The sequence below is a fragment of the Stenotrophomonas sp. Y-13 genome (assembly GCF_046267925.1).
GTDB lineage: Bacteria > Pseudomonadota > Gammaproteobacteria > Xanthomonadales > Xanthomonadaceae > Stenotrophomonas > Stenotrophomonas acidaminiphila_A.
The window spans coordinates 1173284-1196278 of the sequence record NZ_CP176501.1 but is presented as its reverse complement, the minus strand read 5'-3'; the positions used below and the strand labels follow the sequence as shown (position 1 = coordinate 1196278).

Below are 22995 nucleotides of genomic sequence, written 5' to 3'. Positions count from 1 at the left end.
GGGCAGCAATTCGAAAGATGTCAACAAAATGAAAGCAAAAGATAAGAATTTTTTGATAAATCGAAAGTTTGTGCAAAGCAGCACTTTCTTTATCGGCATTCACCTGCCGTATCGCGGCAACGAAAGATAGGGCGCACAGAACTTTCGTTCGGCGTCATGACCCGCACAGGCTCGTGCGCCGAAAGTTATCTTTCCTTTTTCTTTCGATGTTTGACATTTCGAAAGAAAAAGCAGATCGTGCGCTGGCCCAACAGGAACCAAGAATGGACGCCACCCTGCTTACCGATCTATCCGCCTGGCAGCGCCTGGGCGGAGCCGATACCGCCGCCGAAATCGCCCAGCAGCCGGCGTTGTGGGACGCCCTGGCCGCAGACCTGGGGCGCGACCGCGAACGCCTGCAGGCGTTCCTCGGCCAGCGCCTGTCCGACCCGGCGCAGCGCGTGCTGTTCACCGGCGCCGGCAGCTCTGGCTTCATCGCCGAGATGGTCGCCGACCACATCAACGCGCAGTGGCCGGCGGACGTGCGCGCGGTGCATACCACCAGCCTGCTGACCCATCCGGCGCTGTATCTGCAGCGCGAACGCCCGACCCTGCTGGTGTCCTTCGGGCGCAGCGGCTCGAGCCCGGAAAGCGTGGCCGCGGTCGAGCGCGTGCGTGCCGACGTGGACGATGCCTGTTTCCTGGATATCACCTGCAATGCGGACGGCGAACTGGCGCGGCGTGGCGCCGGCCGCGCCGACACCTGCACCCTGCTGATGCCGGCGGCCAGCTGCGACCGCGCCTTCGCCATGACCAGCAGCCTGAGCTGCATGCTGCTGGCGGCGCTGGCGGTGTTCGAGCGCGCCCCATGGAACGAACGCGGCGCGCGCATCGGCCAGGTCGCCGCGCTGGCGCGGCAGGGCCTGCGCGCATGGGACGCGCCGGTGGCCGCGCTCGCCACGCAGCCGTTCGAGCGGGTGATCTACCTGGCCAGCGGCCCGCTGGAGGCACTGGCGCGCGAAGCCGCGCTGAAGGTGCTGGAGCTCACCGCCGGCCGCGTGCTGGCGATGGCCAACACCCCGCTGGGCTTCCGCCATGGCCCCAAATCCACCCTCGACCCGCGCACCCTGGTGGTGATGCTGCGCAGCGTGCAACCGCTGGCGCGCCGCTACGAGCAGGACCTGCTGGAAGAACTGCGCGGCGACGGCGTGGCCGGCAGGGTGCTGTCGCTCGGCCCGCATTCGGACATCGGCGCCGGCGACGACTTCACCCTGCAGGTGCCGGCGCTGGCCGATGCCTGGCTGGCGCCGGCGTGGCTGCCGTTCGCCCAGCTCTACGCGCTGCGCCGCTCGGCCGCGCTGGGGCTGACGCCGGACAACCCGTTCCCCGACGGCACCGTCAACCGCGTGGTCAAGGGCGTCACCATCCACCATGGCTGAGTCCATCGCCAACGCCTGCTACGGCATCGATATCGGCGGCACCAAGATCGAACTGGTGGCGTGCGATGCGGCGCTGCAGGTGGCCTGGCGCAAGCGCATCGCCACCCCGCAGGGCGACTATGCCGGCTTCCTGCTGGCCGTCCAGCAACTGGTCGCCGATGCCGATGCGGCACTGGGCCGGGGCGCACGGGCCATCGGCATCGCCCTGCCCGGGGTGCGCGAGCGCGCCAGCGGCCGTCAGCTCAGTGCCAACGTACCGGCCCTCACCGGCCAGTACGTCGCCCGCGACCTGCAGGCGCTGCTGCAGCGTCCCCTGCATTTCGGCAATGACCTGCAGTGCTTCGCACTGTCCGAAGCGCATGGCGGGGCCGCCGATGGCTACCCCAGCATGTTCGGCGCGATCCTCGGCACCGGTGCCGGCGGCGGCTACTGCGTGCAGGGCCGGCTGATCGGCGGCTTCAACGGCCTGGCCGGCGAATGGGGCCACTGGAGCGTGCCCGCCAACCTGCTGCAGCGCCACGGCCTGCCGCTGCTCGACTGCGGCTGCGGCCTGCGCGGCTGCGTGGAGCGCTATGTCTCCGGCAGCGGCGTGGCGATGATCGAGCGCCACCTCGGCGGCAGCGCCGGCAACGCCAGCGACGTCATCGCCCTGGCCGCGGCCGGCGACGCGCGCGCGCGGCAGGCGCTGGACATCCACCGCGACCTGCTCGGTCACAGCCTGGCGGCGCTGGTACTGGCGCTGGACCCGCATGTGATCGTGCTCGGCGGCGGCCTGTCGCAGTACGCGCCGCTGTACCAGCAGCTGCCGGCGGCGATCGCCGCGCACCTTTTCGCCGGCGTGCAGGTGCCGCCGATCGTGCCGCCCCGCTTCGGCGATGCCGGTGGCGCGCGTGGCGCCGCCCTGCTCGCCTGCCAGCCCACTTTTTCCTGACCCCGGGAGTTGGTACATGTCCCCGCTGCAATCCCTGCTCGCCGCGCATCGCGCCGGCCACAACGTCGGCCTGTACAGCGTCTGCTGCAGCCATGAACAGGTGCTGCGCGCGGCGCTGGACGTGGCCGCGCGCCACGCCACCGTGCTGCTGGTCGAAGCCACCTCCAACCAGGTCGACCAGTTCGGCGGCTACACCGGCATGACCCCGGCGCAGTACCGCGATTACGTGTGCGCGCTGGCCGATGGGGAAGGCTTCCCGCGCGAGCGGTTGATCCTGGGCGGTGACCACCTCGGCCCGAATGCCTGGCAGAAGCGCCCGGCCGCCGAAGCGATGACCCATGCGCGCGTGCTGATCGAAGCCTACGTCGCCGCCGGCTTCCACAAGATCCACCTCGATTGCAGCATGTCCTGCGCCGACGATCCGGTGCCGCTGCCGGACGCCATCGTCGCCGCGCGCTCGGCCGAGCTGGCCGCCATCGCCGAGCGCACCGCCGCCGAACACGGCCTGCCGCCGCCGGTCTACGTGATCGGCACAGAGGTGCCGGTTCCCGGTGGCGAAGCCTCGCTGGCCGGGGGCCTGCAGGTGACCACGCCGGCCGCGGCCGCGCAGACGCTGGAAATCCACCGCCAGGCGTTCGACACCCCGCACCTGCGCGACGCCTGGCAGCGGGTGATCGCGATGGTGGTGCAGCCGGGCGTGGACTTCGACCACAGCAGTGTGCACGACTACGACCCGGCCGCCGCGGACGCGCTGGCCGCGTTCCTGGAGCGGCAGCCGCGCATCGTGTTCGAGGCGCACTCCACCGACTACCAGCGCGAGAGCGGCCTGCACGCGCTGGTGCGCGACCATTTCGCCATCCTCAAGGTCGGCCCGGCCGCGACCTTCGCCTACCGCGAGGCGCTGTTCGCGCTGGCGGCGATCGAAGCCGAGCTGCTGCCGGCGGCGCAATGCTCGCGGCTGCCGCAGGTGCTGGAAGAGGTAATGACCGCGCAGCCCCGGCACTGGCAGGCGCACTACCACGGCGACGCGGACACGCTGCGGCGGCTGCGCGCGTTCGCCTTCAGCGACCGCTGCCGCTACTACTGGGGCGAGCCGGCGCTGCGCGAGGCGGTACGCACGCTGTTCGCCAACCTGGAGCGGCACGCGCCGCCGCTGCCACTGCTCAGCCAATACCTGCCGGAGCAGTTCCGCGCGGTGCGCGAGGGCAGCCTGGCGAACACGCCCGACGCGCTGGTGCGGCACCGCATCGGCCTGTGCCTGGACGCGTACGCGCGCGCCTGCGCCGCCAACAGCGCCGGCCCGCGCAGGCACAACGCAAGTTCCGCCCCGGCAAACCTTGCGAACGGCTAAGCTCGCCCTTTCCCGGAGAAAGCACGCAATGGCCATGCGCAACACCCGCTCCCGCCGCCAGCAGATCCTGCAGCAACTGATCGAGCAGGGCTCGGTGCAGGTCGCCGAACTGGTCGCGCGCTACGCAGTGTCGGCAGTGACCATCCGTACCGACCTGGGCCATTTCGAGGAGCAGGGCCTGGCCACCCGCACCCATGGCGGCGCCACCCTGGTGCGCACCCCGCCCGAGGAACAGGACATCCACGAAAAGGATGCGCTGAACCTGCCGCTCAAGGAGTCCATCGGCGCGCGCGCCGCGCAGCTGGTGCAGCCCGGCGACAACATCATCATCGACTCCGGCTCGACCACCATGACCCTGGCCCGCCACCTGCGCGGGCACCGCGACGTGACGGTGATGACCAACGGCCTGAACATCGCCTGGGAGCTGGCCAACGCCACCGGCGTCAACGTGCTGCTCACCGGCGGCCAGCTGCGCAAGCAGTCGCTGTCGCTGCAGGGCAGCCAGGCCGAGGCCAGCCTCAACCCCTACAGCTTCGACACCCTGTTCCTCGGCGTGGACGGGCTGGACCTGCAGTTCGGGCTGACCACCCACGACGAGGCCGAGGCACGCCTGAACCACCGCATGGTCGAGCGCGCGCGGCGCATCGTGGTGCTGACCGACGCCTCCAAGTTCGGCCGCGTCAGCCTGCACCGCATCGCCTACCTGGACCAGATCCACGTGGTGATCACCGACGCCGGCATCGACGAGGCCACCCGTGAGGGGCTGCAGCGCCGCGGCATCGAGGTCGTGGTCGCCGAAGCGGCGGCATAGGCCGGAACCGGACGGCCCCCGCAACCCGGTACTCACCCGGATCGGCAACGCGCGGCTGCGCGCCGCAGGCGTGGCCCAGAACCCGGGCGGCGCACGCGGGAACCCGTCGTGCCGCAACCCCCTCCCCGGCGGCGCGGCGGCAACCGCACCGCCCCGCGCGTTACGCGAAACACGAGCGGCAGACATGCCGTGCGGCTTCGCCGTGCCCTCATCCGGGCACCTGCACCCGCAACCGCAAGCAACCGGCGTCTCCACGCCCGAGGCGCCGCAGCGCAGGTGCGCCGTCGTTGGATGCCGCACTTCCCCCGCGTGGAAGGCGCAAACGCAAACGGCCGCCCGGAGGCGGCCGTTGCGCGACGGCGGGCACGCGGCCCGCGCGGCGGGAATTACTCGGCGGACTTGGCGGCCTGGCGGGCAGCCTTGGCCTGCGCAGCGGCGGCCAGGTCTTCCTTGATGCGGGCGGCCTTGCCTTCCAGGCCACGCAGGTAGTACAGCTTGCCGGCACGGACCTTGCCGCGGCGCTTGACTTCGACCGAGTCGATCAGCGCGCTGTGGGTCTGGAACACGCGCTCGACGCCGTAGCCGTGCGAGATCTTGCGCACGGTGAACGAGGAGTTCAGGCCGGCGTTCTTGGTGCCGATCACGACGCCTTCGTAGGCCTGCACGCGCTCGCGGTTGCCTTCCTTGACCTTGACGTTGACGACAACGGTGTCGCCCTGGCTGAACTTCGGCAGTTCGCGGGTGATCTGGGCGGATTCGAAGTCCGCGACGATGGATTTGTTCAGCTTGCTCATGATTGCACCGATGTATTCGGGTGGACGTGTCGTTTCGACAACTTGGGCTGATGCAGTCGCCGGATTGCGCTGCACGATTGTTGTTCTGGCGGTCCGCAGGGCCCGGGGGCCATGGGAATCCGCAATTCTAGCCTATGCGCCGCCGCCGGCGCCAGTGGGGGCATCACCTTCGCCGGCGAGGGCCTGCCGCGCCTCGTCCAGCAGCCTGCGGTCGGCCTTGCCCAGGCGGGCCTCGTCCAGCAGGTCGGGACGGCGCAGGGCGGTGCGCAGCAGCGACTGCTGCCGGCGCCAGCGCGCGATCGCGGCATGGTTGCCCGAGCGCAGCACCTCCGGCACGTCGCCCAGCGCGTGACTGGCCGGCTGGCTGTAGTGCGGGCAGTCCAGCAGGCCGTCGCCCTCGAAACTGTCCTGGACCGCGGATTCGGCGTCGTTCAGCGCCCCCTCCTGCAGCCGGGTCACCGCGTCGATGATGACCGCCGCGCCCAGCTCGCCGCCGGACAGCACGTAGTCGCCCAGGGAGATTTCCTCGTCCACCTCGGCGGCCAGGAAGCGCTCGTCCACGCCCTCGTAGCGGCCGCACAGCAGGATCATCCGCGGCAGCGCCGCCAGTTCACGCACCCGGGCCTGGGTCAGCGGCCGGCCCTGCGGGCTCAGGTAGATCAGCGGCGCCGGGGCCGGGTCGGCGGCACGGGCGGCGGCCAGCGCCGCGCGCAGCGGCTCGATCAGCATCACCATCCCCGGGCCGCCGCCGAACGGGCGGTCGTCCACGCGGCGGTAGTTGCCCTCGGCATGGTCGCGCGGGTTCCAGCCGTGCAGGTCGAGCAGGCCGCGCTCCCGGGCGCGGCCGACCACGCCCAGCGCGGCCGACTGCGCGATGAACTCCGGGAACAGGGTGATGACGTCGATGCGCACCGGGCTCAGAACTCCGGGTCCCAGTCGACCACGATCAGGTTGGCGTCGAAGTCGACCGACTTGACGAAGTCGTCCATCACGAACGGCACCATGCGCTCGCGGTCGCCACGCACCACCAGCACGTCGTTGGCGCCGGTATTGAACAGGTGCGAGGCGCGGCCCAGGCTGACGCCGTCCACGGTCCGCACGTCCAGGCCTTCCAGGTCGACCCAGTAATACTCGTCCGGCTTCGGCGGCGGCAGCGCGCTGCGCGGGATATGGATCTCGGTGCCGCGCATGGCCTCGACCACGTTGCGGTCGTCCACCCCGGGGAAGGTCGCCACCAGCGTCTTGCCGGCCTCGCGGCCACGCACGCCGGAGATCTGCGACTCCTGCCCCGAGGGGCTGCGCAGGATCCAGGGCTGATAGTTGAAGATGGCCAGCCGCGGCTCGGTCCAGGACTCGAGCTTGAGCTCGCCGCGCACACCAAAAGCGCCGGTCACCCTGCCCAGCAGGATCCGGCGCTCGGAATCTTTCTTCATAAAGCAGTCGGGCCGCGCTTGCGCGCGGCCCGCCAGGATCAGGCCGCTGCGGCCTGGGCCTTGGTCGCTTCCTTGTACAGGTTGCGAACCTTGTCGGTCAGCTGGGCGCCGTTGGCGACCCACTTGTCGACCGCGGCGATGTCCAGCACCACGCGCTGCTCGGCGCCCTGGGCGACCGGGTTGTAGTAGCCGACGCGCTCGATGTTGCGGCCGTCGCGGGCGCTACGGACGTCGGTGACGATGATGTGGTAGAACGGACGCTTCTTGGCGCCGCCGCGGGTCAGTCGAATCTTGACCATGGTGGTTTTTCCTTTGTAGCCCAGTCGCCAGGATGGCGCGGTAAGCCGGCGATTATAGCCGCGCCCCCGGCCCATTCCAAGCCCGCCCCCTGCCCTGCCTGAACGGGCCGGTTCAGAGCGGCCGCCAGGATTCCTGCGCCAGCGCCTGCCGCAGCCGTTCCAGCAATGCCGCCGACTCCGCGAACCGGCAGTCGCCGACGCGCGCCAGCGGCCACAGCCCGGTGGCGTTGCAGGCCACGGCCCCGGAGAAGCCCGGCAGGGCCTCCAGCGGCACCTCGCGCCACGCCTGCGCCCGCCCCAGCCGTTGCAGTCCGGCCACCAGCAGTTGTTCGGCGGTGCCGCGCAGCGCTGCCGCCTGCGGCCACACCACCTCTTCGCCAGCCAGGAAGGCGATGTTCCAGGTACTGCCCTCGCTGACCCGCCCGGCCGCATCGACGAACAGCGCATCGTCGAAGCCCTGGCGCATGGCCAGGCGCCGCTGCCGGAACAACGGGAAGGTGCCGACGTGCTTGAGCTGCGGCGAGTCGCGCTGGTAGCGCACCGGCAGCACCGCGCGGGCGTCGGCGGGCACCGTGGCCGGCGCCGCGACGCTTGCCAGCACGTCCACCGGCACCGCCCGCAACGGCTGGCGGAAGTCGAACGCGCGCGAGAACACGGTGATGCGCAGCGAGGCGTCCGTCATGCCGCTGCGTTGCAGCGCCTGGCGCAGCCAGCCCAGCAGGCGCGCTTCGTCCAGTTCGGCGTCGAACAGTTCGCGCGTGCCCTGCTGCAGGCGCCGCAGGTGCAGCGCCCAGCCCTGGACCGCGCCGTCGCGCACCTGCAGCGAAGTGAAATGCCCATAGTTGACCAGGGCCGCGTCGAGCAGCCCGGCATCGACCGGTTGGCCATTGCAGGACACGGCCGTCACAGCAGCGCCTGCGCCTGCTGCCACATCCCCTGCACCAAGCCGGCGGCGGGGCCGCGCCGCGCCATCCACGCCGACTGCCCGGCCCAGGCCTGCATCGCGTCCAGGCGGTCGTCGGCCTGGGCCTGCCGGCGCATGCCGGCGGTGAGCCCGCGCTGCACCGGGTACGGCCGCGGCGGTGGCGCATCGGCGGCCTCGGCAGCGCGCACGTAGGCGGTGTCCAGCGCGCGGCCCAGGCGGCCGCTGAAAGCGCGGGTGGCGCGGGTATGTTCCGGTTCCGCCCCGGGCAGCGCCTGTTTCCAGGCCTCGGCGATCGTGGATTCGTCGGCGGCCAGCAACGCCGTGCCCACCTGCACCGCGCTGGCGCCCAGCAGCAGCGCCGCGGCCACGCCGCGACCGTCGCCGATGCCGCCCGCCGCGATCACCGGCACCTCGAGCCGGTCGGCCAGGCGCGGCAGCAGCGCGAACAGGCCGCTCATCTGTGCCTCGGCGCGCGCGTCCACGAACGCGCCGCGGTGGCCACCGGCCTCCATCCCCTGCGCGACCACCGCGTCGGCGCCGGCGGCCTGCGCCTGCAACGCCTCGTCCAGCGTGGTGGCACAGGCCAACCAGGCAATGCCGGCGGCCTTCAGCCTTGCGGCCTGCGCGGCGGAGAACACGCCCATGATGGTCGAGGCCACCGCCGGCCGCGCCGCGACCAGGGCGTCGAACTGCGCGTCGAAATCGGCCGGGCCGGCATCGCCGGCGCTGGCCGGCACCGCCGGCCCCCAGCGCTCGAGGAAGGCGCGGGTCGCGGCCTCGGCGGCGGCATCGCGCACCGGCGCCGGGTCCGGCACCCAGACGTTGACCTGGGCCGGGCCGCGCGACTGCCGGCGGAAGTCGTCCATCCACTGCCCGATCTGTTCCGGCGTGGACAGCACCGCGCCCATCGCGCCCATGCCGCCGGCATTGGCCACGGCGGCGGACAGGGCCACCGGGCAGCTGCCGGCCATCGGCGCCAGCAGCACCGGCAGTTCGAGGCCGAAACGCCGGCAGAAACGCTCGGTGCGTTGACGGATGTCCGGGTTCATGCCGCACTCCAACCGGGAGCCGCCATCATCGCCGAGCCGTGCGGCGCCGCCAACGGTGGCCCGCCCGACGGCGACGCGATGGCGGGTGCCGGGTTCGGCCGCACCCGCGCAAGCGCCGCCACCGGCGCCTGCGCGGCTCAGCGGAACGGCAGCCCGCCCTTGCCGCCCATCGCGCCGAGCATGCCCTTCATGTTGCGCAGCATGCCCTTCATGCCGCCGCCGGACAGCTTGCCCATCATCTTTTCCATCTGCATGTACTGCTTCATCAGCTTGTTGACGTCGGCCGGCTGGGTGCCGGAGCCGCGGGCGATGCGGGCGCGGCGCGAGCCGTTGAGCAGGCCCGGGTTGCGCCGCTCCTTCTTGGTCATCGAGTTGATGATGGCGATCATGCGCGGCACTTCCTTGCTCTGCTGCACCTGCTGCTTGAGGTGCTCGGGGATCTGCCCCAGCCCCGGCAGCTTGTCCATCAGCCCGCCGATGCCGCCCATGTTCTGCATCTGTTCGAGCTGGTCGCGCATGTCGTTGAGGTCGAACTTCTTGCCCTTGGCGACCTTCTCGGCCAGCTTCTGCGCCTTGTCCTTGTCGACCTGCTGCTCGACCTGCTCCACCAGCGACAGCACGTCGCCCATATCCAGGATGCGGCTGGCCACGCGCTCGGGATGGAACACGTCCAGGCCATCGACCTTTTCGCCGGTGCCGGTGAACTTGATCGGCTTGCCGGTGATGTAGCGCACGCTCAGCGCGGCGCCGCCGCGGGCGTCGCCGTCGGTCTTGGTCAGCACCACGCCGGTCAGCGGCAGCGCCTCGCCGAACGCCTTGGCGGTGTTGGCCGCGTCCTGGCCGGTCATCGAATCGACCACGAACAGGGTTTCGGCCGGGTTGACCGCCGCGTGCAGGGCCTTGATCTCGGCCATCATCGCTTCGTCGATGGCCAGGCGGCCGGCGGTATCGACCAGCAGCACGTCGACGAACGACCTGCGGGCGTCGTCGATGGCCGCGCGCACGATGTCCACCGGCTTCTGTGCGGCCGACGACGGGAAGAACAGCACGCCGACCTGCTCGGCCAGCGTCTTCAGCTGCTCGATCGCGGCCGGGCGGTAGACGTCGGCCGAGACCACCATCACCTTCTTCTTGCGCTTTTCCTTCAGGTGCTTGGCGAGCTTGCCGACCGTGGTGGTCTTGCCCGCGCCCTGCAGGCCGGCCATCAGGATGATCGCCGGCGCCGGTACATTGAGGTTCAGGTCGGTGGCCTGCGAGCCCATCACCGCGGTGAGTTCGTCGCGCACGACCTTGATCAGCGCCTGGCCCGGGGTCAGCGACTTGAGCACCTCCTGGCCGACCGCGCGCACCTTGATCTTCTCGATCAGCGCCTGCACCACCGGCAGCGCGACATCGGCCTCCAGCAGCGCGATGCGCACCTCGCGGGTCGCCTCGCGGATGTTCTCCTCGGTCAGGCGGCCACGGCCGCGCAGGCGCTCGATGGTGCCGGAAAGGCGCTGGGTCAGGGACTCGAACATGCGGTGCAACCTGCGGGAACGTTGGCAAAGAAGCTAAATTATAGCGGCCGCCGGCGCTTGCCGCCGCCCTGGCGCCGCGCGCATCGCCAGCGGCGGGCGCGTGTGCGAAACTGTGGCGATGACAATCGTTCTCATCGCGACCGCGCTCTACCTGCTGTCCACCGGCCTGCTCGTCCATGGCCTGGCCGCCGAACGCGCCAGCGGCTCGCGCAGCTGGCTGTGGCCGGCGTCCGCGGCGGTGGTGCTGCACGCCAGCTACCACCTGCTGGTGGCGATGCGCACCAGTGGCGGGCCGGACATGCATTTCTTCGCCGCACTGTCGCTGGTGGCGCTGGGCATGGCCTCGCTTACCACCGTGGTGGGCGCGCGCGGGCGCATGGCGGCGCTGGGGGTACTGGTGTTCCCGATGGCCGCGCTGTTGCTGCTGGCCTACCACGGCTATGGCCATGAACCGAGCCGGGTGCTGGGCTGGCGCCTGGCCACCCACGCCTGGCTGGCGCTGCTGGCCTACGCGACGCTGAGCATCGCCGCGCTGCTGGCGATCATGCTGTGGCTGCAGGAACGGGCGCTGCGCCGGCGTGATTTCCGGCCGTGGCTGCGCGCCCTGCCGCCGTTGAACGACCTGGAAACGCTGCTGTTCCGCACCATCACCGTCGGTTTCTGCCTGCTGACCCTGACCCTGGTCACCGGGGTGCTGTTCGTGGACGACCTGCTGGCGCAGAAGCTGGTGCACAAGACCGTGCTCAGCGTGCTGTCGTGGCTGGTGTTCGGCACGCTGATGATCGGCCGCCGCCGGCATGGCTGGCGCGGGGTGAAGGCGGTGCACTGGACGCTCAGCGCGATGGTGCTGCTGTTGCTGGCCTTCTTCGGCAGCCAGTTCGTGATCGAACTGGTGTTCGGGCACGCGCGCTGACCCACGCCCCGGCGCCGCGCCGGCGACTCAGGGAAACGGCCGCACCAGCAGCGCGCGCAGGGATTGCCCGCGATCGGTGATCAGGTCTTCGGCCCGCCAGCAGCCATCGGCCTGGCGGCGCATCACCAACCGCGCCAGGCGCGGCTCGCCCCATACCGCAAAACGCACTTCCACCGTTCCGGCTGCCGGCGACCGCGCCACCCACTGGTAGCCGGGTCCGGCATCCACCTCGCCATCCTGCCCGTCCAGCCACGGGTCATGGTCGAGCCGGCAGATGCCCTGCTCGCGCTGCTGGCAATCGCGCTCGGCCGCGATCAGCCGTGCGAATCCCGGGGCCAGCAGGGCATCGGGCGTGTCGAGGAAGCGCGCGGACGTCCCGGCCTGGAACAACGCCCGCGCCACCGCCAGCGGCGCCGCGCAGGCGGGTGCGGCCTGCGCCACCGGCGCCAGCAGCAGCCCCAGCAACCCGACGCCGGTCATGGCCCGGGCCATGTGCATCGATGCCCTGTCCCGGCGGCGCATCACCGATCCAGCGCGCGCCACTCAGGCCGCCTCGATCGCTTCGGCCAGGCGCTCGACCGCGATCACTTCCATGCCCTTCACCGACCCGGCCTTGGGCGCATTGGCACGGGGCACGATGGCGCGCTTGAAACCATGCGTGGCCGCCTCGCGCAGGCGCTCCTCGCCGTTGGGCACCGGCCGGATCTCGCCGGACAGGCCGACCTCGCCGAAAGCGATGGTCTTGTCCGCCAGCGGCTGGTCGCGCAGCGACGACAGCACCGCCAGCAGCACCGGCAGGTCGACCGCGGTCTCCTGCACGCGGATGCCGCCGACCACGTTGATGAACACGTCCTGGTCGCCGACCATCACCCCGCCATGGCGGTGCAGCACCGCCAGCAGCATCGCCAGCCGGTTCTGCTCCAGCCCCACCGCGACCCGGCGCGGGTTGGACAGCGGCGAGGAATCGACCAGCGCCTGGACCTCCACCAGCAGCGGCCGGGTGCCCTCGCGGGTGACCATCACGCAGCTGCCGGGCTGGCGGGTGCTGCCGCCGGACAGGAAGATCGCCGAGGGGTTGGGCACTTCCTTCAGGCCCTTCTCGCCCATGGCGAACACGCCCAGTTCGTTGACCGCGCCGAAGCGGTTCTTGAACGCGCGCAGCACGCGGAAGCGACTGCCGCTTTCGCCCTCGAAATACAGCACCGCGTCGACCATGTGCTCCAGCACCCGCGGGCCGGCGATGCCGCCCTCCTTGGTGACATGGCCGACCAGGAACACCGCGGTGCCGGTCTCCTTGGCGAAGCGCACCAGCCGCGCGGCGCTCTCGCGCACCTGGCTGACCGAGCCGGGCGCGGCGGTGAGCGTCTCGGTCCACAGGGTCTGCACCGAGTCGGCAACGATCAGCTTCGGGCGCGCCGCGGCGGCATGCTGCAGGATCAGTTCGATGCCGGTCTCGGCCAATGCGTCCAGGCCGTCCAGCGGCAGGTCCAGGCGCACCGCGCGCCCGGCCACCTGCGCCAGCGATTCCTCGCCGGTCACGTACAGCACCGGCAGGGTGCCGGCCATTTTCGCCAGCGCCTGCAGCAACAGGGTCGACTTGCCGATGCCCGGGTCGCCGCCGACCAGCACCACCGCGCCCTCGACCAGGCCGCCGCCCAGCACCCGGTCGAACTCGCCGATGCCGGTGGACACCCGCGCGTGCTCGCTCTGGCGCACGTCCTTGAGCGCGGTGATCTTCGGCGATTCGACCTTGCCGGCCCAGCCGCCACGACGCGCGGCCGGCGCCTTCACCGCGGCCGCGCTCTCCAGCACGACCTCGCCGAGCACGTTCCAGGCGCCGCATTCGGTGCACTGGCCCTGCCACTTGCTGTATTCGGCGCCGCATTCGCTGCAGACATAGGCGGTGCGGTTCTTCGCCATCGGGGGTCCTCGAGTGGATGCGCGCACAGGATACCCGCCGGCCGTCGCAGCCGATGCGACCGGCACGACTAAAGAAGCACGGCGGCATGCCGTTGTCTGGTGCATTCTTTGGCCACGAATCGGCGGACGCTGCGCGCATGGTTGGCACCTACAACCCGACCCTGGTGGTCATTTCGCTGCTGGTCGCCATCCTGGCTTCGTACACGGCCCTGGACATGGCCGGGCGCCTGGCCACGGCCAGCGGCCGCAGCCTGCATGGCTGGATGGCCGGCGGCGCCCTGGCCATGGGCCTGGGCATCTGGTCGATGCACTTCATCGCCATGCTGGCCTTCCACCTGCCGATCCCGGTCGGCTACGACCTGGCCATCACCCTGTATTCGATGGCCGCGTCGGTGGGGGCGTCGGCCTATGCCCTGTGGCTGGCGTCGCGGCCGCAGCTGCCGTGGCCGCGGCTGCTGGCCGGCGCCGTGCTGATGGGCAGCGGCATCGCCGCCATGCATTACCTGGGCATGGCGGCGATGCGCATGCAGCCGGGCATCGACTACGACCCGCTGTGGTTCAGCGCGTCGATCCTGGTCGCCATCGGCGCCTCGGGCGCGGCGCTGTGGATCGCCCTGCGCCTGCGCCGCGAAGGCCGCCACACGCGGCCGCTGCGGCTGGCCGCTTCGCTGGTGATGGGGCTGGCGATCGTCGGCATGCACTACACCGGGATGGCCGCTGCCGACTTCCCGCCCGGCAGCATCTGCGGCGCGGTGGTCGACGGCGGGCTGGAGACCCGCTGGCTGGCGGTGCTGGTGGTGGTCACCACCCTGGGCATCATCGGCATCACCCTGATCGCCTCGCTGTTCGACAAGCGCCTGCACCGGCGTACCGGCAGCCTGGCCGACTCGCTGGCGCGCGCCAACCAGGAACTGGTGGAGGCGGCGCTGCACGACCCGCTGACCCGGCTGCCCAACCGCATGCTGCTGCAGGACCGCATCGAGCAGGCGATCGAGAAGGCGCAGCGGCGCGGCACCGCGGTGGCGGTGGTGTTCTGCGACCTGGACGGGTTCAAGCTGGTCAACGATGCCTACGGCCACCAGTTCGGCGACCGCCTGCTGGTGCGCATGGCCGAGCGCGTGCGCGGGCTGCTGCGGCCGCAGGACACCCTGGCGCGGCTGGGCGGCGACGAGTTCGTCGTGGTGCTGGACGTGGAGACCACCGACGACGCGGTGGTGGTGGCCGAGCGCATCACCGCGGCCGTGGCCGAGCCGTTCGTGATCGAGGCGGCCGAACTGCAGCTCAGCGCCAGCCTCGGCATCGCCCTGTACCCGGACGATGCCACCAGCGAGCGCGAACTGATGGCGCACGCCGACGCGGCGATGTATCACACCAAGCAGTCGGGCCGGAACGGCTACACCTTCTTCACCCCCGCCATGCAGGCCAGCGCCAGCCGCCGCCTGCGCCTGCTGCAGGACCTGCGCCGCGCGCTCGCCCGCGACGAACTGGTGCTGCATTACCAGCCCAAGTTCCCGGCCAGCGGCCACCCGGTGATCGGCGCCGAGGCACTGCTGCGCTGGCAGCACCCCGAACTGGGCCTGCTCGGCCCGGACACCTTCATCCCGATCGCCGAGCGCAGCGGGCTGATCCTGCCGATCGGCGACTGGGTGCTCGACTGCGCCTGCGCGCAGCTGCGCGCGTGGCACGATGCCGGCCACGGTGGCTGGTCGATGGCGGTGAACCTGTCGCCGCTGCAGTTCGCCTCGCCGGGGCTGGTGGAGACGGTGCGCGACACGCTCCAGCGCCATGCGCTGGCCCCCGGCCACCTGACCCTGGAGGTGACCGAGACCACGGCGATGAGGGACGTGGAGGACAGCCTGCAACGGCTCAACACGCTGACCGCGATGGGCGTGAAGATCGCCATCGACGATTTCGGCACCGGCTATTCCAGCCTGCTGTACCTCAAGCGCATGCCGGCCACGGAGTTGAAGATCGACCGCGCCTTCGTGCGCGACCTGGAGCACAACACCGAGGACGCGGCCATCGTGTCCTCGATCGTCGCGCTGGGCCGCTCGCTGCAGCTGCAGGTGGTGGCCGAGGGCGTGGAGACCGAGGCCCAGCGCGACTTCCTCGACCAGCTGGGCTGCGACCTGCTGCAGGGTTACCACCTCGGCCGGCCGATGGACCCGGAGACGTTCCTGCGCCAGGCCGGCTGAGCGCGCGGGTCGTCCACGGCGCGGGCCCGGCGCCGCGGCCCGCCTTCCACGCACGCCCGGGTCGGGGTGCCGCCCCCGCGAGCCGCACAGGCCGCGAACGGCTGCCGCACTGCGCGCGCAGCGCGGCGCGGGCGTCCGCCACCCGGCAAAGGAAAAGGCCGCCCCGGGGGGCGGCCTTTTTCGGTCACGGCGTCGTCAGGCGTCAGTGCATCATGTGGTAGTTCATGTTCCACATGACCCACAGCGTGCCGGCGACGATGATGCCGATCACCACCACGGTGAACAGGCCGGCGTTGACGTTCCAGCGCGCGGCCGAGGAGCGGTCCAGGTGCAGGAAGAACACCAGGTGGACCAGCAGCTGCAGCAGGCCGGAGACCAGGATCACCATCGCCGTGGCGAAGGTCGAGGACAGGCCGCCGCTCATCACCACCCAGAACGGGATGATGGTCAGGATGGCCGCCAGCACGAAGCCGATCAGGTAGGACTTGACGCTGCCGTGGCTCTCGCCGCCGGCACCGTGGGCGTGGTTGTCATGTGCGGACATCAGAGGGCTCCCGACAGGTAGACGACAGAGAACACGCCGATCCAGACCAGGTCCAGGAAGTGCCAGAACAGGCTCAGGCACGCCATGCGGGTCTTGTTGGTCTGGGTCAGGCCGTTGCGCTTGAGCTGGATGAACATCACCAGCAGCCACAGCAGGCCGGCGCTGACGTGCAGGCCGTGGGTACCGACCAGGGCGAAGAACGCCGACAGGAAGGCGCTGTGGTCCGGGCCGTAGCCCTGGTGCACCAGGTGGTTGAACTCCCAGATTTCCATGGCCATGAAGCCGGCACCCAGCAGCCAGGTGATGACCAGCCAGGTGAACATCAGGCCGACCTTCTTCTGGTGCATGGCGATCATGCCCAGGCCGAAGGTCAGCGACGAGATCAGCAGCAGCGCGGTCTCGCCGGCCACGAACTTCAGGTCGAACAGCTCCTTGGCGCCCGGGCCGCCGTTGGTACCGCCGGCCAGCACCACGTAGGTGACGAACAGCGAGGCGAAGATGAGCAGGTCGCTCATCAGGTACACCCAGAAACCGAAGATGGTCTTCTCGCCGGTGTCGTGGTGGTGCTCGTGGTCGTGGCCATGGTCCGCCGCGTGCGCGGCGTGGCCATGGTTCAGCGTGTGGGCGGTCGTGCTCATGCCTTCACCTCGGTCTTCACCAGCCCCTGCGCTTCCAGGTGGCGGCGATGTTCGTTTTCGATGCGTTCCACTTCGGCGGCCGGCACCCAGTAATCCACGTCGTTGTCGAACGTGCGGTAGATGAAGGTGCCGATCATGCCGACCAGGCCGACGATGGCCAGCCACCAGATGTGCCAGATCATCGCGAAGCCGAACACCAGGCTGAAGGCGCCGATCACCACGCCGGTGCCGGTGTTGCGCGGCATGTGGATGTCGCTGTAGCGGGCCGGCTTCGGCCAGGCTTCGCCACGCTGCTTGCGCTCCCAGAAGTCATCCAGTTCCTCGCCCTTGGGCAGCACGGCGAAGTTGTAGAACTGCACCGGCGAAGCGGTTTCCCACTCCAGCGTGCGCGCATCCCACGGGTCGCCGGTCAGGTCCACGTTCTTCTTGCGGTCGCGGATGGACACGATGATCTGGATGACCTGGCACAGGATGCCGGCGCCGATGATGAACGCACCGATCGCGGCGACCACGAAGTACGGCTGGTAGTCGGCGTTCGGATAGCTCTGCAGGCGGCGGGTGACGCCCATGAAGCCCAGCACGTACAGCGGCATGAAGGCCACGTAGAAGCCGATGAACCAGCACCAGAACGCGCGCTTGCCCCAGGTCTCGTCCAGCTTGAAGCCGAACATCTTCGGGAACCAGTAGGTGATGCCGGCGAACATGCCGAACACCACGCCGCCGATGATCACGTTGTGGAAGTGGGCGATCAGGAACAGCGAGTTGTGCAGCACGAAGTCGATGGCCGGGATCGCCAGCATCACGCCGGTCATGCCGCCGATGACGAAAGTGACCATGAAGCCGATGGTCCACAGCACCGGCGAGGTGAAGTGCACGCGGCCGCGGTACATCGTGAACAGCCAGTTGAAGATCTTCACGCCGGTCGGGATCGAGATGATCATCGTCGTGATGCCGAAGAAGGCATTGACGTTGGCGCCCGAACCCATGGTGAAGAAGTGGTGCAGCCACACGATGAACGACAGCACGCCGATGCAGGCGGTGGCGTAGACCATGCCCTTGTAGCCGAACAGGGTCTTGCGCGAGAAGGTGGCGATGACTTCGGAGAACACGCCGAACGCCGGCAGCACCAGGATGTAGACCTCGGGGTGGCCCCAGATCCAGATCAGGTTGATGTACAGCATGGCGTTGCCGCCACCGTCGTTGGTGAAGAAGTGCATGCCCAGGTAGCGGTCCAGGGTCAGCAGCACCAGGGTGACGGTCAGCACCGGGAACGCGGCGATGATCAGCACGTTGGTCACCAGCGCGGTCCAGCTGAACACCGGCATGTGCATCAGCTTCATGCCCGGGGTGCGCATCTTGAGGATGGTGATGAAGAAGTTGATGCCGCTCAGCGTGGTACCCAGGCCGGAGACCTGCAGGCCCCAGATGTAGTAATCCACGCCGACGCCGGGACTGTATTCCTTGCCCGACAGGGGCGGGAACGCCAGCCAGCCGGTCTGCGCAAACTCACCCACGCCCAGCGAGATCATCACCAGGCCCGCGCCGGCCACGAACAGCCAGAAGCTGAGCGAGTTCAGGAACGGGAAGGCGACGTCGCGCGCGCCGATCTGCAGCGGCACGACCAGGTTCATCAGGCCGGTGATCAGCGGCATCGCCACGAAGAAGATCATGATCACGCCGTGGGCGGTGAAGATCTGGTCGTAGTGATGCGGTGGCAGGTAGCCCTCGGCGCCGCCGGCGGCGACGGCCTGCTGCAGGCGCATCATGATCGCGTCGGCGAAGCCGCGCAGCATCATGATGAAGGCGACGATCAGGTACATCGCGCCGATCTTCTTGTGGTCCACCGAGGTGAACCACTCGTTCCACAGGTAGCCCCACAGCCTGGCGCGGGTGATCAGGCCCAGCACCAGCAGGCCGATCAGCCCGGCGGCACCGAGCGTGACCATGATGATCGGCTCGTGGTACGGGACCGCTTCGATAGTCAGTTTGCCCAGCATTGTCATTCTCCCGAGGCGCCGTGCCCGGCGTGGGCGGCGTGCTCGTCAGCGTTGTGTCCAGCGGCATCGGCAGCGTTCGGCCGGCTGTCGCCCGCGTCGTGGCCCTCGTGGCCCTCATGGCCCGCGTGCGCAGCGGCGTCATGCGGCGCGGCCGCAGAGTCGTGCTTCTTCATGCCGAAGTGGTGGTTGTCGCCCATGTGGCGGGCCAGGATCCAGTCGAACAGGCCGGCTTCGGTGCGGCCGTAATAGGTCACCGGATACCAGTCATGGTTCTTCTCGGCGCCCAGGTCGGTGAACGCGGCCTTGTCCAGCAGCCTGTCGCTGGCGCGGACCTTGTCCAGCCAGGCGCGGTACTGCTCCTCGCTCACCGCATGCGCGGTGAAATGCATCTTGTTGAAGCCCGAGCCGCTGTAATGCGAGGCCATGCCCTCGAACGCACCGGCCTCGTTGGCGATCAGGTGCAGCTTGGTCTGCATGCCCGCCATCGAATAGACCATGCTGCCCAGGCTGGGGATGAAGAACGCGCTCATCACCGTGTCGGAGGTGATCTTCAGGTTCAGCGGCGCATCGACCGGGAAGGTCAGCTCGTTGACCACGGCCACCTTCTCTTCCGGGTAGACGAACAGCCACTTCCAGTCCATCGAGATCGCCTCGACCACCACCGGGGCGCGCTCGGATTCGATCGGCCGGTACGGGTCCAGCGCATGCGAGGACCGCCAGGTCAGCACCGCCAGCACCAGCACGATCATGCACGGGATCGACCACACCACCACTTCGATGGCGGTGGAATGCGACCACTTGGGCTCGTAGCGGGCCTTGGTATTGGACGCGCGGTACTTCCACGCGAACGCCAGGGTCATCACGATCACGGGGACGACGACCAGCAGCATCAGCACCGTGGCGGTGATCAGCAGGGTCTTCTCGTCCTGGCCGATCTGGCCTTTGGGGTTGAGGATGGCCGCGTCGCAGCCCGCCAACAGCGCGGACAGGACAAGCAGCATGCCCGGACGCAGGCTGCGTCCAAGTGATTTCAACGGAATCATCGGTCGATCCAATTGCGAGGGGGGGCCTGGTCCGGCACTCCCTTGCACGCTTGCGCGAAACGACCACCCGGTGATGGACCACCGGGGAAAACGTATACGGGACTGCCGGATTCAGCGCGGCAATTCTAGGCTTCGCCCATCACTTTAGAAAGGCATTGACAATGATCCAGCGCAGCTGGAGCCCGATTCAGCATGCGACATGTTGTCGCACCCGCGCGCAGGGCGCGGATTCATGCCGCCTCCCGGTGGCCGGCGCCGGCCACCGGGGGGGCTTGCGGGGTCAGAAGCGGTAACCGACGCCCAGCATGACGCCGTTCACGGTCTGGCCGTCGCGGCGCTCGCCGACGTAGTCGAACATCACCGACAGGCGTTCGCTGGCGCGGCTGCTGACGCCCAGGTTCCACGACAGCAGCTGCTCGCCCACGGCCTGGCTGGCCGCACCGAAGGTCAGGTCCGGCGCCGCGGCGAAGGCCGAGGTGAAGCGGGCCTGCGAATCGCCCAGCTCCTGCTGCCACAGCACCCGCGCGTGCGGGGTGATGCGCTCGCCGTTGCTGCCATGGAAGCTCTTGAACAGCTGCAGGCCGGCGCCGACGCGCAGGCTCTCCAGGCTGCCGCTGCGGCCGCTCAGCGCGCCCACGGCCTGGCCTTCGTCGAAGCGGGCGTTGGACAGGCGGGTGTAGTCGACCACCGGCAGCAGCGGCTGCACCACGGTGCCGCCGGCGGTGGTGAACGACAGCCCGTGCTCCACGCGCGCCGACAGCGCGTCGCTGTCGTACTTGGCGCGCAGCGGGGCGTCCAGGCCGGCGATGCCGGCAATGCCGCGGCGGGTGTCGTGGCGCAGGTCGGTATAGCGCACCGAGGCGGTCACGTAGCCCTTGGCATAGGCCGCGTCCAGGTAGCCGCCGATGTCCAGGGCACGCACGTCGCCGTGGAAATCCGAACCATCGCGGCCCTTGGCCGACATGTCGGCCGCGGCCACGCTCACGCCCAGCGCCACCTTGTCGTCGGCCACCCGAGTGTCGGCGCCGACCACGATGCCGCCGATGTTCTGCTTCATCCCGGCAACGTCGCCCTGCGCCTTGATCCGGCCCTGGGTGCTGAAGCCGCGGCCCCAGATACCGACGCCACGACGGCTGTCGCCGCCCTGCATGCCGCCCTCGCCTTCGCCATTGGCGGCCGGCTCGACCAGGTGCATGGCCAGCTGGCTGAACAGGCTGCTGCTGCCCATGCCCGGCTGCGCCGACGCCGCCTGCGCCGCACGCGCGGCCAGGCCATCGGCATCGCCACCGTTGCTGCGCATGTCGAACTGGTGGCGCTGGATGACGTTGCCGATGCTGTCGACCAGCGCGGCGTCGGCCAGCTGCAGGGTGGCGTGCGCGTCGCCGCGCAGCGCACCGGCCTGCTGCCGGATCACGTCGCGGTCGGAGAACTGCAGCGCGCCCAGCAGCGGCTTCATGCCGGCGCGACCGCTGTTGGCGGCCGCGGCCAGCGCGCGGCCCAGGCCATCGCCGGACTGGGTGTTGGCGAACAGCCCGGTCTGCTCGAAGCCGGTGTTGGCGGTCAGCCACAGGCCATCGGCGCTCTGGTGCACGTTGAAGCTCAGCAGCGAGTTGGCGCGCGGGCGGAACACCTCGCCGTCGACGATGCTGGCGCTGTACGCGTCATCGCCCAGGCGCGCGACCTGCTGGAAGCCCTTGTAGGCCCCGGCCATGTAGATCGGGCCGTCGATCAGCTCGCGGGTGTAGTCGGCGCCATAGAAGCCCTCGGCCACGTTCAGCGCCAGCTGCGCGCCCGGTGCCACGACCAGCGCGCCCTCGTTCATGCCACCGTCGAAGAACCCGCCCACGCGCAGGCGGCCCGCGGTCGCGCCGCCGGCCTCGGTCACGTCGAAGGCCACCAGCGAGCCCGGCTGGATGTTGACGTAGCCATGGGTGGTGAGGTCGCCGCCACGCGGCATCAGCAGGCCATTGACGACCACGCGGCTGAAGCCGTCCTCGCGCCACGACGGCCCGGTGATGCCGAGCATGGCGTCCGAGTCGATGGTCGCCGAACCGATGTCGCCATGGCCGACCAGCGCGCCGGCGCGCTGCACGCGCAGCTCGGTGGTGCGTAGGGCACCGCCCTCCAGTGCGATCGTGCCGTTCTCCACGCGCATCAGGTCGGCGCCGGTGGTGGCCGCGGTCCGCCATACCGCACCGTTGCCGATGCTGATCACGCCGGCCGAGTCGGCCAGGGCCGAGGCATCGAGCTGGTCAAGCCGCAGCTTGGAGCCCAGCAGCGCCTGGATCCCCGGATCGCTCAGGTAATCCTGGAGCGAGAACTGGCCGATGCCGTTGGGGCCGTTCTGCGCCAGGTTGTAGATCGTGACGGCCAGGTTGATGTAGGTGGTGCCGTAATCGGCGTCGGTCCAGCGGGCGAAATCGTCGTCCACCAGCGCCTGCAGCAGCCGGCCGGTACGCAGGTAGCCGGGATTGATGTCGCCGGTCACGTTGGACGTCACCCGCAGGGTGTCGCCCGGGTTGCGGTAGTCGGCCGAGGTCATGATGTTGTTGTTGAACATGTCCTGGCCGGGGAAGGTCTCTTCCGCGCGGCCGGTACCGTCCGGATCGAAGCTGACCGAGTCGCCGTTGGTGCGCGCCGGGTCGGCGAACACCAGCAGGCCGTTGGGCTGGGTCACCTCGAACAGCGCCTTGTACAGCAGCCCCTCGTCCATGCCGCCGCCGTAGTTGCCGGTGTAGATGCCGAACATGCGCGGCGACGGCCCGTAGGTCACGCGGCCGCCGGAGCTGGCGGCGTGGATCTGCACCGAGTCCACTTCGGTCGGCAGGTCGCCGGCCATGTAACGCTCGACGCCACCGGACTGCATGATCGAGCAGGAAGAGATGCAGCGGCCGGAAACGATGGTGTTCAGGCCGGCGGTGCGGATCACCGCCTGCAGCCATTCGCCGCTGATCAGCGCGCCGCCGTTGGACGTGCGCAGCACCACCTCGCGGAACGGCCGCCCTTCGGCCTCGGCCTTGGCCAGCATCGCCGGCAGCGCCACGATGTCGGCCAGGGTGACGTCGCCGCTCAGGAAGATGCGGTCACCGTTGACGTGGACCGTCATCGCGCTCGCGTCGCCGGCCACACCGACAGCGGCGGTGGCCAGCAGTCCGGACAGCGCCATACTCAATACCGATCGTTTCATTCGCACTTCTCTCTCCATGGTTGCAGCGGT

20 protein-coding genes are annotated in these 22995 nt (G+C 69.8%); 6 read left to right on the top strand and 14 right to left on the bottom strand.

Features of this window, described 5'->3' with window-relative positions; all coding sequences use genetic code 11:
- The first annotated feature begins 263 nt into the window (after nt 1-263).
- Genes ACJ7VY_RS05240 through ACJ7VY_RS05225 form a run of 4 tightly spaced genes read left to right on the top strand, consistent with a single transcriptional unit; the run spans nt 264 to nt 4511 of the window.
- Nucleotides 264-1418 carry an SIS domain-containing protein gene (locus ACJ7VY_RS05240; RefSeq protein ID WP_104938379.1) on the top strand — a complete coding sequence of 385 codons (1155 nt, stop codon included), beginning with the start codon at nt 264-266 and terminating at the stop codon, nt 1416-1418.
- The gene (locus ACJ7VY_RS05235) at nt 1411-2349 is read left to right on the top strand and encodes an ROK family protein (protein ID WP_313229494.1); all 939 of its coding nucleotides are present in this window, start codon (nt 1411-1413) and stop codon (nt 2347-2349) included. The genes ACJ7VY_RS05240 and ACJ7VY_RS05235 overlap by 8 nt, the downstream gene beginning before the upstream one ends.
- A gap of 16 nt (nt 2350-2365) precedes the next feature.
- On the top strand, nt 2366-3700 hold the full coding sequence (locus ACJ7VY_RS05230; RefSeq protein ID WP_240211587.1) for a D-tagatose-bisphosphate aldolase, class II, non-catalytic subunit: 1335 nt from the start codon (nt 2366-2368) through the stop codon (nt 3698-3700).
- 34 nt (nt 3701-3734) lie between these two features.
- Nucleotides 3735-4511 carry a DeoR family transcriptional regulator gene (locus ACJ7VY_RS05225; protein ID WP_409476509.1) on the top strand — a complete coding sequence of 259 codons (777 nt, stop codon included), beginning with the start codon at nt 3735-3737 and terminating at the stop codon, nt 4509-4511.
- A gap of 386 nt (nt 4512-4897) precedes the next feature.
- On the opposite strand, the gene rplS is transcribed toward ACJ7VY_RS05225, so the two are convergent.
- The 7 genes from rplS to ffh all read right to left on the bottom strand — a co-directional run bounded on the left by rplS (nt 4898) and on the right by ffh (nt 10528).
- A complete protein-coding gene (rplS, locus tag ACJ7VY_RS05220) occupies nt 4898-5305 on the bottom strand; it encodes a 50S ribosomal protein L19 (RefSeq protein WP_054664251.1) in 408 nt (135 codons plus the stop codon).
- Nucleotides 5306-5437: 132 nt separating this feature from the next.
- Complete coding sequence (gene trmD, locus ACJ7VY_RS05215) at nt 5438-6217, bottom strand: tRNA (guanosine(37)-N1)-methyltransferase TrmD (protein WP_104938376.1); 780 nt, start codon at nt 6215-6217, stop codon at nt 5438-5440.
- A 5-nt stretch (nt 6218-6222) separates the two neighbouring features.
- Nucleotides 6223-6738 carry a ribosome maturation factor RimM gene (gene rimM, locus ACJ7VY_RS05210; protein ID WP_104938375.1) on the bottom strand — a complete coding sequence of 172 codons (516 nt, stop codon included), beginning with the start codon at nt 6736-6738 and terminating at the stop codon, nt 6223-6225.
- 38 nt (nt 6739-6776) lie between these two features.
- Nucleotides 6777-7037, bottom strand: a complete 261-nt coding sequence (gene rpsP / locus ACJ7VY_RS05205; protein WP_054664242.1) for a 30S ribosomal protein S16 — start codon at nt 7035-7037, stop codon at nt 6777-6779.
- 112 nt (nt 7038-7149) lie between these two features.
- Complete coding sequence (locus tag ACJ7VY_RS05200; protein ID WP_409476508.1) at nt 7150-7944, bottom strand: aminotransferase class IV family protein; 795 nt, start codon at nt 7942-7944, stop codon at nt 7150-7152.
- The gene (locus ACJ7VY_RS05195; protein ID WP_409476507.1) at nt 7941-9011 is read right to left on the bottom strand and encodes an NAD(P)H-dependent flavin oxidoreductase; all 1071 of its coding nucleotides are present in this window, start codon (nt 9009-9011) and stop codon (nt 7941-7943) included. Before ACJ7VY_RS05195 ends, ACJ7VY_RS05200 begins: the two co-directional genes overlap by 4 nt.
- A gap of 137 nt (nt 9012-9148) precedes the next feature.
- On the bottom strand, nt 9149-10528 hold the full coding sequence (ffh, locus tag ACJ7VY_RS05190) for a signal recognition particle protein (protein WP_409476506.1): 1380 nt from the start codon (nt 10526-10528) through the stop codon (nt 9149-9151).
- A 118-nt stretch (nt 10529-10646) separates the two neighbouring features.
- Between ffh and ACJ7VY_RS05185 the strand changes: the two genes are divergently transcribed.
- A complete protein-coding gene (locus tag ACJ7VY_RS05185; RefSeq protein ID WP_409476505.1) occupies nt 10647-11441 on the top strand; it encodes an inner membrane protein YpjD in 795 nt (264 codons plus the stop codon).
- A 27-nt stretch (nt 11442-11468) separates the two neighbouring features.
- Here ACJ7VY_RS05185 and ACJ7VY_RS05180 read toward each other — a convergent pair whose 3' ends face one another.
- Complete coding sequence (locus ACJ7VY_RS05180) at nt 11469-11933, bottom strand: hypothetical protein (RefSeq protein WP_409476504.1); 465 nt, start codon at nt 11931-11933, stop codon at nt 11469-11471.
- Nucleotides 11934-11984: 51 nt separating this feature from the next.
- Entirely contained in the window at nt 11985-13361 is a 1377-nt protein-coding gene (radA, locus tag ACJ7VY_RS05175; protein WP_104938370.1) for a DNA repair protein RadA, read from the bottom strand.
- A 137-nt stretch (nt 13362-13498) separates the two neighbouring features.
- Between radA and ACJ7VY_RS05170 the strand changes: the two genes are divergently transcribed.
- Nucleotides 13499-15556 (top strand): putative bifunctional diguanylate cyclase/phosphodiesterase, encoded by a 2058-nt coding sequence (locus ACJ7VY_RS05170; RefSeq protein ID WP_409476503.1) that lies wholly within the window; start codon nt 13499-13501, stop codon nt 15554-15556.
- A 202-nt stretch (nt 15557-15758) separates the two neighbouring features.
- Here the strand turns inward: ACJ7VY_RS05170 and cyoD are convergent, their stop codons facing one another.
- The 5 genes from cyoD to ACJ7VY_RS05145 all read right to left on the bottom strand — a co-directional run bounded on the left by cyoD (nt 15759) and on the right by ACJ7VY_RS05145 (nt 22965).
- Nucleotides 15759-16100: a cytochrome o ubiquinol oxidase subunit IV gene (gene cyoD / locus ACJ7VY_RS05165; protein WP_054664221.1), complete on the bottom strand. Its 342-nt coding sequence runs from the start codon at nt 16098-16100 to the stop codon at nt 15759-15761.
- A complete protein-coding gene (cyoC, locus tag ACJ7VY_RS05160) occupies nt 16100-16738 on the bottom strand; it encodes a cytochrome o ubiquinol oxidase subunit III (RefSeq protein ID WP_054664219.1) in 639 nt (212 codons plus the stop codon). The genes cyoD and cyoC overlap by 1 nt, the downstream gene beginning before the upstream one ends.
- Nucleotides 16735-18735 (bottom strand): cytochrome o ubiquinol oxidase subunit I, encoded by a 2001-nt coding sequence (gene cyoB, locus ACJ7VY_RS05155; RefSeq protein ID WP_104938368.1) that lies wholly within the window; start codon nt 18733-18735, stop codon nt 16735-16737. The genes cyoC and cyoB overlap by 4 nt, the downstream gene beginning before the upstream one ends.
- Before the next feature lie 2 nt (nt 18736-18737).
- On the bottom strand, nt 18738-19778 hold the full coding sequence (gene cyoA, locus ACJ7VY_RS05150) for a ubiquinol oxidase subunit II (protein WP_409476502.1): 1041 nt from the start codon (nt 19776-19778) through the stop codon (nt 18738-18740).
- Nucleotides 19779-20058: 280 nt separating this feature from the next.
- Nucleotides 20059-22965, bottom strand: a complete 2907-nt coding sequence (locus ACJ7VY_RS05145; protein ID WP_409476501.1) for an autotransporter domain-containing protein — start codon at nt 22963-22965, stop codon at nt 20059-20061.
- Nucleotides 22966-22995: the final 30 nt, after the last annotated feature.

Excerpts from the sequence above, each read along its gene's own strand:
- ACJ7VY_RS05240 (WP_104938379.1), top strand. The coding sequence starts at position 264 with ATGGACGCCACCCTGCTTACCGATCTATCCGCCTGGCAGCGCCTGGGC.
- ACJ7VY_RS05235 (WP_313229494.1), top strand. The coding sequence starts at position 1,411 with ATGGCTGAGTCCATCGCCAACGCCTGCTACGGCATCGATATCGGCGGC.
- ACJ7VY_RS05230 (WP_240211587.1), top strand. The coding sequence starts at position 2,366 with ATGTCCCCGCTGCAATCCCTGCTCGCCGCGCATCGCGCCGGCCACAAC.
- ACJ7VY_RS05225 (WP_409476509.1), top strand. The coding sequence starts at position 3,735 with ATGCGCAACACCCGCTCCCGCCGCCAGCAGATCCTGCAGCAACTGATC.
- rplS (WP_054664251.1), bottom strand. The coding sequence starts at position 5,305 with ATGAGCAAGCTGAACAAATCCATCGTCGCGGACTTCGAATCCGCCCAG.
- rimM (WP_104938375.1), bottom strand. The coding sequence starts at position 6,738 with ATGAAGAAAGATTCCGAGCGCCGGATCCTGCTGGGCAGGGTGACCGGC.
- rpsP (WP_054664242.1), bottom strand. The coding sequence starts at position 7,037 with ATGGTCAAGATTCGACTGACCCGCGGCGGCGCCAAGAAGCGTCCGTTC.
- ACJ7VY_RS05195 (WP_409476507.1), bottom strand. The coding sequence starts at position 9,011 with ATGAACCCGGACATCCGTCAACGCACCGAGCGTTTCTGCCGGCGTTTC.
- ffh (WP_409476506.1), bottom strand. The coding sequence starts at position 10,528 with ATGTTCGAGTCCCTGACCCAGCGCCTTTCCGGCACCATCGAGCGCCTG.
- ACJ7VY_RS05185 (WP_409476505.1), top strand. The coding sequence starts at position 10,647 with ATGACAATCGTTCTCATCGCGACCGCGCTCTACCTGCTGTCCACCGGC.
- ACJ7VY_RS05180 (WP_409476504.1), bottom strand. The coding sequence starts at position 11,933 with ATGGCCCGGGCCATGACCGGCGTCGGGTTGCTGGGGCTGCTGCTGGCG.
- radA (WP_104938370.1), bottom strand. The coding sequence starts at position 13,361 with ATGGCGAAGAACCGCACCGCCTATGTCTGCAGCGAATGCGGCGCCGAA.
- ACJ7VY_RS05170 (WP_409476503.1), top strand. The coding sequence starts at position 13,499 with ATGGTTGGCACCTACAACCCGACCCTGGTGGTCATTTCGCTGCTGGTC.
- cyoD (WP_054664221.1), bottom strand. The coding sequence starts at position 16,100 with ATGTCCGCACATGACAACCACGCCCACGGTGCCGGCGGCGAGAGCCAC.
- cyoC (WP_054664219.1), bottom strand. The coding sequence starts at position 16,738 with ATGAGCACGACCGCCCACACGCTGAACCATGGCCACGCCGCGCACGCG.
- cyoB (WP_104938368.1), bottom strand. The coding sequence starts at position 18,735 with ATGCTGGGCAAACTGACTATCGAAGCGGTCCCGTACCACGAGCCGATC.
- cyoA (WP_409476502.1), bottom strand. The coding sequence starts at position 19,778 with ATGATTCCGTTGAAATCACTTGGACGCAGCCTGCGTCCGGGCATGCTG.
- ACJ7VY_RS05145 (WP_409476501.1), bottom strand. The coding sequence starts at position 22,965 with ATGAAACGATCGGTATTGAGTATGGCGCTGTCCGGACTGCTGGCCACC.